This is a genomic window from Bacillus sp. Root131, from assembly GCF_001429475.1.
Classification (GTDB): domain Bacteria; phylum Bacillota; class Bacilli; order Bacillales; family Bacillaceae_G; genus Bacillus_A; species Bacillus_A thuringiensis_S.
In genome coordinates this window covers 237,103-246,270 of sequence record NZ_LMJQ01000004.1, presented here as the reverse complement: position 1 = coordinate 246,270, position 9,168 = coordinate 237,103, and the positions used below count along the sequence as shown (strand labels likewise).

Here is a 9,168-nt window from a genome sequence, read left to right as displayed (position 1 = left end):
TTTTGTCTACAAGTTCTTTTCGATTAAAAGGTTTATACATTTAGTTGGTTGGATAATATTTCAATTCTTCATATTACTAACAGAAGAAATTAACCAAGACAAATAATTCTTTTCAATAAGAGAAAAAATACAATTTTATATTAAGACCAAATCCATCGATCATCAGTTAATGCTTGAGAATCATTAACTTTTTCAATCTCATCTGTTATCGACCACTCATTACTTCTTTCAGCGTTCGCCATATGAACTTTGACCTTTTCACCTACATTAAATTTCTGCCCGTGTGTTAAATAAACTGTAACATTACGTTTACTTCCGTCATTTCCAGTATATTGAACAATTACATAATTATATTCTTCTATTCCAGATTTAAACTTATCTACTTTTGTAACATGTCCTATTTCATATTCGTATGCAAAAACATGTTTTAAATAACTTCCCTGGTGTAATGTATCAGTACCTTGAACCTTTTCAATTGACTCTGCAATCATATAGTCCGTAAAATTACGCATCATTGCACCAGTAGCTTTTATTTGATCACCAACTTTTACATTTGGTGTAGAGTTTAAATAGATACTAATAGGTTCTGAATACTTTGTTGACTCAACAGAGATAACATTATCAGTAACCTCAACTACACGCCCTTCAATTGTTGATAAATTTGACTCGATAGAAGCTGCACTTGCTTTTGTTACTTCTAATCCTGGTAGATTTGTGCCTGCAAGAGCTGCAATTCCTAATGCACCAGCTAAAATGATTTTTTTCATACCTTATAACATCTCCATTCCGATTGTATTTAAATGTGCAGTTAGGTTTAATTCGTAAATAACTTTCTTATATCACCCAACATGTAATCATTATAGTTACATCAAGAATGATTATCAACTACAATTGAAATGTAATTTTGCATAATAATAAATCTTAATATAATAATTTATCATTAAAACGGAAAGGAAGATGTGTATGTATGAAATTGTTACCGTAGAGCAAAAAGGAACCTTCGTGCGAAATGGGGAAAGAAAAATCCTAGGCGTAAATGGTCAACAAATGAATTTCCTAATCAAACAGTGGAAAATTATAACTGTGATAAAATTATACAAGGTTAGATTATCTCTTCGAGAGGATATTAAGGAGAAGTGTAAGGAAATCGAAGGATTAAGAGAGAAATACAAGCCATTTAATACATCTAAAAAAGAAGAAATAGGCTACCATGACTGACTATTTCTATTTTTTATTGCAAATTAATCCGCTGAATCCACCTGTTTTTGTAGAGCTCTAAAAGATGGGGAAACAGATTTTAAAACAATTAGGGATTATATTATTAGGAACCGTAACACTTGTGTTTAGTAGTACAAATTTTGTGGACGCTGCTAGAAAACAGAAAGAATTTAGAGATACGGAGCCAAATAATACTCTTGAAACAGCCAATAGACTAGATTTAGGGTATGATTGTGTGGTTTATGGCAATTTAAATTTAGACGATAAAGACGGTATAGATATCTTTAAATTTTCTCCAAGTGATACCATGAAAGTTGAAGTTACTTTGCAGGGAATGCATAATGATTTTGATCTATTTGTACGAAATTCGAAAGGTAAAATAATAAAAAAATCTTTGAACCTTTCTAATGATATGGAAAAAATTGTTTTTGGAGCGGAAGAATGGGAAGACTATTATATTGAAGTAAGTTCATCGGTAAGAGGGAATGAAGATAATAACTTTGATTATATTTTAGTAGCAGAAAAATATTAAAACTAGTAAATTTAGAGGCCATCCAAATGGGTGGTTTCTTGTTTTTTATGAAATATTTGCCCAAAGTAGAAACTCATACGAACTAGTAAGGTATAAGTGGGAAATGTAAATATGGAAGGTGTTTGAGGTAATTTTACATAAGAAAACAATATTTTTTTCATTATGAGAAAATACACCATATACAGGTTGATTACATATCTAGGACTTCCATTTACATAGAGATCCTATTTTGAAAAAAGAAGTGCAACTAGCAATGAAGGAAGTTAAATCAAATCCTCAAGATAAGGAAATACAGATCCTAAATGGTCTAAGGAAGACGAATGGGTCAAAATGGCCCATAATGTAAATGGTGTGGAAATGCATTATGTTAAGAATACAAAAACTGGTGAATTTGATGATTTTAAATTTAAAGATAAAAAATAAGGGGCGTTTATTATGAAAGTAACTTGTTTGTACAACACTGGAGATTATCTAACAAAGGAAACCGAGGAAATATTTAACTTAGTTATTAAAAAGAAGTATATTGTTTATGGCATATGCAAGTTACAAAGTGGTGAGTTGACATATTTAATTTTAGGAGAACGTGAAAATATGCCATCATGGTATCCAGCAGAATTATTTAAAATATCCGATGCGTTACAACCTATAGAATGGTATTGTGGAGAACACAGACATGTCAAAGATACAACTATAGATTATATATGGGGATATAAAGAGTTAGCCTTGGATGATACACATGCTCTTGGTTTAATAGAAAGAGAGAATAAAGATATGGAACTATTTTTAAAGCGTAAAGCTGAAATTAATGAATTTGAAGAATTGTAATAGTAAATGAATTGTTTAACTTATAAAAAGCGTAGAAATTAAAAATTTCTACGCTTTTTTGTACATAACATTTAGATAAACAGCTTGTTTTTTGAAAAAGTTGAAAGATGATATTTATATTGGCGAGAATATCTATTACAATGGACCCTATATAAAAAAAGGTAGTTGCAAGTGCAACTACCTTTTCACAAAAATATTATTATGCAAATAACACCTTTAGCGTAGACTTGCGCTTAATGGTACTTGGGAATAAACTGTGAAATTGTTACCATAAGTACCGTGTTTAGAAAATGAGGAAGAAATTGAACCGTTCCAACTTTTGTAGGTAGATCCTGATGTATCTGCTCTTAGAAGTACGTTTGAAAAGCTAGCCTGGCTAAAAGAATTACGTCCAGCATCTTCAACACCCTGAACCATTTTTATTGGTTCGTATTGAGAAAATGAGCCATATACAGGCTGATTTGCATATCTAGGGCTTCCATTTACATACATAGTAACCGTACCATTTCCGTTATTAATTATTTTAAGGTTTACCCGATCACCATCTTTAATTGATGTATCATATTGTGTGTTCCAATACTTACTGTTTTGACCTGATTCATTATATCCTGAATTAAGAAATACTTTATATCCACTTGGTGTTTTTGAAATACCACCCTCAACTTTAGATGCTCCAATACCTAAATACCAATTCACATATCCATCTTTAACAACAACTGATTGTGGTAGATTTATATCAGCTGCAATCCCGGTATAACTACTATTTGTAACACTTTTTACAGCACCTTCTGTAGCTGCAAAACTAGTAGTTGAAAACATTGATAGTGAAATTAGAAGTGAACCAACTAGATACATCATTTTTTTCTTACTTTTTCTAAATACTTGATTCATTTTAGATCCTCCATATTTTAAATTATTAAATTGTATGGAAAGTTGGCCAACTAACTACAACTTACAAATTAAAGATATATCAGGTTTCATTTAATGTATATATTTTCCTGTTACGAGTCATTGAAATGTCAAATAGATTTGATTTTTTATATTTTTCAATATAGATGGAGTTGACAGAATAAAGTGGTATTTCTATTTAAATGTAAGAAGATTTTGTTAAAAATCCTATAAAAACCTATAAATGTATTGAGGATAATATGTACTACGATTCATTTAGGAGTGAGGAATATGGAATGAATATAGGGGGATTTTTCAATGGGTTGATCTGAAATATTTAGAAATAGATTAAAAACAAAGGAAATAAATGAATAGTTTTTGTTAAGGAATTCATTGAAATAGTTCGTAGATGAAGGGGAATATATGATTTAAAAGACATGGATTTCCTATATAAAAGAAGAAAGAGGATCCAACTATGGGAAATACAAAATCAAAGTTAGTTAATGCATCTATTGAAGGGATGATAGAGGCATTAAAAGATGAAAATGAATGTTTACGTATGGAAGTCGATTATTTAAAGAAGTTAAAGGACTTCGTTCAAAAAGAGATGGAATTACAGAACAAGACAAAGCAAAAGTAACTTATCTTACAAAATTCGAAGGTATGGAACATATTAAGATAGTATTAGATAAGTATANCAAAAAGAGATGGAATTACAGAACAAGACAAAGCAAAAGTAACTTATCTTACAAAATTCGAAGGTATGGAACATATTAAGATAGTATTAGATAAGTATAATGTTCATTACAATCGCAAAAAAATCAAAGTACAGTTAAAAGGAATGAGTCCAGTACAATACCGGACTCACATTCAAACAGCCGCTTAATTTTTTGTTTAATTCTTCAGGTCCAATTCATTATAGGCAATCGAAAGTTGGCTTGCTACAATCAGTGATTGTTATTCTTTAACTTATCTCATATTACGTTAGTTTAAGTATTGAGAGTAAAAGAATAGGAATAGAAAAATTAATGTTTTGCTAAATAATCTATTAAAGAAACTTAAAGGAATAANNNNATCTCATATTACGTTAGTTTAAGTATTGAGAGTAAAAGAATAGGAATAGAAAAATTAATGTTTTGCTAAATAATCTATTAAAGAAACTTAAAGGAATAACAAGTTCTCCTATTGTAAGGATTTTAAGTTTATCCTTATTTAGTCCTTTTATTAATTCTTTTAATGTTTGGAARTTTATTTTATTAACGAAAGACCAACTTGGCACAGCTTTTGTATCTGAACCTATTTTGAAAATGATATGAATACTATGTGCATGAAAACCGCTTATTATTAAAATAAGCATAAACCCTAAAATAATGAACCAAGTCATTTTTCAACATCTCCTTTACCATAAGCTTTTATTCAGTNCTATTAAAGAAACTTAAAGGAATAACAAGTTCTCCTATTGTAAGGATTTTAAGTTTATCCTTATTTAGTCCTTTTATTAATTCTTTTAATGTTTGGAAATTTATTTTATTAACGAAAGACCAACTTGGCACAGCTTTTGTATCTGAACCTATTTTGAAAATGATATGAATACTATGTGCATGAAAACCGCTTATTATTAAAATAAGCATAAACCCTAAAATAATGAACCAAGTCATTTTTCAACATCTCCTTTCAGTATTTAATATTAAGATATTAAAACTGTTGAGAAAGTGTGCTGTTGTCCATGAAAAATATTGAGAATTTGTTGAGGAAATATTGAGAATGTTGCAATGCTATTGATTGTAGCGGAGTTAATAATGCTTTTCATATTATATGTGTGAAAAAAGGAAATAGGAAAGAGAACAGTTGCGTAGACTGTTCTCTAAGGAGCGGAAGTGCTGAACATTTTCAATGACAATGATTCAAGCATTCCGTTAATAGTATGTGTAAATATTTATAATTCATACAAGAAAGGCAGCTATAAAAAATAGCCGCCTTGCCTCAGGGAGAATTCAAGAAAATTAGAGATTCATTATGGATACAGATTGGCAGTTACCAATTGATTTATATTATTAGCAAAGGTTCAATTAATTATTCATAAGTTAAGATCTTGATTCATCGTAGGGTGAGTGACATACAAAGTAAAAAGAGCACTTTTTAAAAGTGCTCTTTTTAAGATGTGCATTAGGACTTGAAAGAAGCATCAATGACAATTTAGAAAGAAATATCTCTATACAACATATGGAGGTACTATGGAAGGGTGATGATAAAAAAATAAAAAGAGCAGTTAGAATGAACTAACTGCTCAGCTCCAGGGGAAATGGATAGTTTCAATTATCAAGACAATAAAAAGACAAGCAAAAAGGATTAAATTTGAAGAAAGTGTGTTGTTTTAATTGTATTAGGAGTTTTAATCATCGTATAACTACCTCCCCTATATGAATGGATAAATTGGAAATATCCTATAGGCTTAATTTTATGTATGATATTTGGACATTTTAGGTTACTAGAGTTTTAAATGAACTGTCATATCTTTACTAAATGCCTTTATGCTATTGCCATAATCTTCATTCAGTTTGTATTTTACATTGAAAGAATAGAGGGAGGAAGTGTAAAAAGACATGAAACTCCAAACTAAAATCACATGAACAATTGCTGATAAATGACCATTACCTTAAATTTTGTAGGTACTTTCATGTCTCAATAACAGGACATGAAAGTCTAAACTTTTTGAACATAGGACAAAAAACTCTAAACTACTTAACCAGTAATGTTCGAGGGCTTTTTTTGCAAAGTACGAAAGATTAGAACGCGAACTTAAAGAATTTGTTTCAGAAGAAGATAAAAACACATCTTGGCTATATTCAAGACATGAAGACTTCATTGAAGAAATGAAAAGTATAAATGAATTAGTTGCTGTATTAAAACAAGCTTTTTAATGAACGTGTTTATCTTTGTAACAAAGATAAACACGTTCATTAATATAATATGTTTTTAAAATTCATGTAATGTTTTCTGCTTATTATTAAAGCAGGGGGTGTTAATATGACTGTAAGCATGTTTTTTGTTAAACTTATTTCTGCAATTGTAGCGTGAGCATGCGTAGTACCTGCTATCAATGGCATCTTTAGTAAAATTGAAGAATATGTAGGCTAAAGCATCCATAGCGGTGCTTTTTTGTTATATAGGGTAATATCATATAGGAGTAGAAGCCATGCATATGATAAAAAAGAACAATTTCAGTAGGAATCCTGATTGTCCTTTGAAATGCGTCCTATATTTGCACCAGAACCGACTAAAATTAAGGTGGTTCAGTTGGAGGAGATTACTATTAATGCTATAGGAGAAAATATCGGATATAGATCGGCTTCAGCTAGTATATTTATTGATTTAAAAAGTCTATCAATAAAGCTATTCAAGATTAATATATAGTATATATTAATCATCCTATAGAGGTGCTTTTTACTTCTTTTATAGAATTTACACATAAAACATATATTTATACGCATTGCATTGTTACTACACGCTAAGGAATAGTAATAAAAAGATGTTACCAATAAAACTGTATAAAAACAAAAAGAATCCTAATAGGGTTAATTCTTTATGAAAGTTGAGCATGACAAACCTCCCTGGATAAATAGAATATCTTAATATGTTGTTTGTATATTTAAAAGAAAAAACATAATTTGGTACATTGGATTGGAGGATATCTATATAAATAGGTAGAATCTAATTATTTGGTTCACATTTTAATCCAAGGGGTACAAATTCGATGCGACATGAAAAGGATTTGTTGAAACAATGGAAGACGGATTTGCAAGCTATTCAAGAAGAAAAAAGGCTGAAGAAGAAGGCTAAGAAAAAGAATAAGAATAGGAAATATAGCATTCCGGGTAATACGGCTGACTTCATGGATGGTAAGAATACTTATCGTAAAGATAATGGGGTATGGAAGCAAAGAAATAAATAATGTGAGAATAAATAAGTTTGATCAAGATTATACAATTATCGCAGTCGCTTCCTTGATCTAGGAGGCGTCTTGTTTGTTGTTAATATTACTAAACAAATGAACACAAAATTAAGATACGCTAACAAGAAGGGATATACCTTGTTAAACAACGTGGCGTATAATAGATCATGCTTTAGAGCTGCTTGCTAATCGTGAAGAAAATGGATATACAGTTAAGAAGATATGTGAAGTTACTGGTGTAAGTCGTAAAGTTCTTTATAAGAGGACAAAAGAAAAAGGAGTTATGTAGAAATTAAAGTAGTGAATCCACTGCTATTCTGATATTGTATATTTTTTTATGTTAATATCATGTTAAGAAAAGGATGTATGAATTTTGGGCATATAATTAATTGATATAGGGATATTTATTATTTGTTTGACCTTGATTTATGAAATCAGGGAAGTAGAAGGTGGCAGTTCGAAAGAAAAAGTTAGCTTAGCTTTTGAAAATCTTGTCGACCTTATTTCCTTAGATTTTAATTTTTCCACAACTGTTCATATTATTAGGGGGAGGCCGCATCGTGTTTGGTATTGTTATTATATAGAAAAAAGAGAATGGCGAGCATCTAAATAGGATGCTTTTTTACTTTACAAAAAAACCTGCAGAACTGCAGATTCTCCTGATGATGCTTTAATTAAGTAAGTCCCGAAAATATAATGTAAAGACTAGAAATGAGTTCAAGAATTTTCGTTGATTCATGCCGCTCTATAATCTTTGTTTTTAAGCTTCTTTCTAATATCAATAAATCCTATAATCATTATTATCATGCATATTAACTTGAGCCAACGAACCTCCTGGTGGAACATTAGACCAGAGAAGAATTCATAAGCGTATAATAAACCGACAATCGGGAATAGCCAAGTCATAAATTTCAAATCTTTTAGATGAAACTTATAATTATTAATTTTTTTCCACATATGTATCAACTCCTATTTTCCTGATGTTCTGTAGTTCTGCTTGATAATATCTCGCGTGTTTAGGATAAATAATAGAAGGAAAACCAAGGCTATGATTCCGTTAACCCAGTAGTATGTATGTCCTGTTGTGAATCCAGTATAGAAAGAAAAGAAATTCCAAACTAAAAGGATTGTTGAACAGATAGTAGAGATCAATAATGAACCAAAACTCCTCATGATTGTCACCTCGATTCAAAATGTTAGTGGTTATTTATAATTATACATTCAATAAATGGATTTAAAAGGGTAGGATATAATAAAATAATATAAAGGAATTACTGTGAGGCGAGAAATATAGATAGGTAGCAAATCCGCTTCTTTTTATTTTAAATTGAAAAAGGAATCTCGAAAGATCCCTTTTTCTAATTCCGATATATCTTAATCGCATATAAGTAAAGACATAAAATATTATATAATAATAAAAAAATATAAACAATAAGTATTTTAGTTAACATAAGAAGGAGTTATAAAAATTACTCCCTTAAAAGTACAAACAATGAACTAGAGCTAGCCTTTGCAAATACGAAGGAAAATGGTTGAGGGATAACTCAGATTGAGCAGGGTTTATCATTCTTTACCCAAAAGGTAAGGAATGTAAAACAGGTTATGCATATGAACCTTGGCATATTCGTTATGTAGGAGAGATCGCTGACAATATATATCAAGAAAAGCTAACTTTAGAAGAATATACGAATCTGAAAAAATAAAGAATTGAATTAGCGTATATCATAATAAATACAAATACGGATGTACGGAT

11 protein-coding genes and 2 pseudogenes are annotated in these 9,168 nt (G+C 30.0%); 7 read left to right on the top strand and 6 right to left on the bottom strand.

The annotated features are described in order from the left end of the window. Positions 1–140: 140 nt before the first annotated feature. A complete protein-coding gene (locus ASE54_RS16380; protein WP_000720470.1) occupies positions 141–767 on the bottom strand; it encodes a F0F1 ATP synthase subunit alpha in 627 nt (208 codons plus the stop codon). 196 nt (positions 768–963) lie between these two features. Between ASE54_RS16380 and ASE54_RS16375 the strand changes: the two genes are divergently transcribed. The 3 genes from ASE54_RS16375 to ASE54_RS16365 all read left to right on the top strand — a co-directional run bounded on the left by ASE54_RS16375 (position 964) and on the right by ASE54_RS16365 (position 2,575). Continuing rightward, positions 964–1,218, top strand: a complete 255-nt coding sequence (locus tag ASE54_RS16375; RefSeq protein WP_000273030.1) for a hypothetical protein — start codon at positions 964–966, stop codon at positions 1,216–1,218. A gap of 64 nt (positions 1,219–1,282) precedes the next feature. Beyond that, positions 1,283–1,750, top strand: coding sequence for a hypothetical protein (locus ASE54_RS16370; protein WP_000517954.1), 468 nt, complete (start codon positions 1,283–1,285; stop codon positions 1,748–1,750). A 435-nt stretch (positions 1,751–2,185) separates the two neighbouring features. Next, complete coding sequence (locus ASE54_RS16365) at positions 2,186–2,575, top strand: hypothetical protein (protein ID WP_000868981.1); 390 nt, start codon at positions 2,186–2,188, stop codon at positions 2,573–2,575. Positions 2,576–2,791: 216 nt separating this feature from the next. Here the strand turns inward: ASE54_RS16365 and ASE54_RS16360 are convergent, their stop codons facing one another. Beyond that, a complete protein-coding gene (locus ASE54_RS16360) occupies positions 2,792–3,466 on the bottom strand; it encodes a hypothetical protein (protein ID WP_001077538.1) in 675 nt (224 codons plus the stop codon). Positions 3,467–3,938: 472 nt separating this feature from the next. Between ASE54_RS16360 and ASE54_RS36375 the strand changes: the two genes are divergently transcribed. Then, positions 3,939–4,103, top strand: coding sequence for a hypothetical protein (locus tag ASE54_RS36375; protein ID WP_000528554.1), 165 nt, complete (start codon positions 3,939–3,941; stop codon positions 4,101–4,103). A 447-nt stretch (positions 4,104–4,550) separates the two neighbouring features. Here the strand turns inward: ASE54_RS36375 and ASE54_RS16350 are convergent, their stop codons facing one another. After that, positions 4,551–4,847: a hypothetical protein gene (locus tag ASE54_RS16350; RefSeq protein ID WP_000219733.1), complete on the bottom strand. Its 297-nt coding sequence runs from the start codon at positions 4,845–4,847 to the stop codon at positions 4,551–4,553. Positions 4,848–4,885: 38 nt separating this feature from the next. Further along, positions 4,886–5,121, bottom strand: a 236-nt coding sequence (locus ASE54_RS16345) for a hypothetical protein (protein WP_235567836.1), incomplete at its 3' end; no start/stop codon positions are given. Positions 5,122–7,217: 2,096 nt separating this feature from the next. Between ASE54_RS16345 and ASE54_RS16340 the strand changes: the two genes are divergently transcribed. Next, the gene (locus tag ASE54_RS16340; RefSeq protein WP_001215521.1) at positions 7,218–7,415 is read left to right on the top strand and encodes a hypothetical protein; all 198 of its coding nucleotides are present in this window, start codon (positions 7,218–7,220) and stop codon (positions 7,413–7,415) included. A 107-nt stretch (positions 7,416–7,522) separates the two neighbouring features. Continuing rightward, positions 7,523–7,704, top strand: a pseudogene (locus ASE54_RS37045) (recombinase family protein); the annotation flags it as partial. A 446-nt stretch (positions 7,705–8,150) separates the two neighbouring features. Here the strand turns inward: ASE54_RS37045 and ASE54_RS16335 are convergent. Both ASE54_RS16335 and ASE54_RS37040 read right to left on the bottom strand, forming a co-directional pair. After that, positions 8,151–8,372 carry a hypothetical protein gene (locus ASE54_RS16335; protein WP_000265599.1) on the bottom strand — a complete coding sequence of 74 codons (222 nt, stop codon included), beginning with the start codon at positions 8,370–8,372 and terminating at the stop codon, positions 8,151–8,153. A gap of 12 nt (positions 8,373–8,384) precedes the next feature. Beyond that, the gene (locus ASE54_RS37040; protein WP_080548775.1) at positions 8,385–8,588 is read right to left on the bottom strand and encodes a hypothetical protein; all 204 of its coding nucleotides are present in this window, start codon (positions 8,586–8,588) and stop codon (positions 8,385–8,387) included. Between the two features lie 300 nt (positions 8,589–8,888). Between ASE54_RS37040 and ASE54_RS34515 the strand changes: the two are divergent. Then, a pseudogene (locus ASE54_RS34515) lies at positions 8,889–9,118 on the top strand (D-alanyl-D-alanine carboxypeptidase family protein); the annotation flags it as partial. Positions 9,119–9,168: the final 50 nt, after the last annotated feature.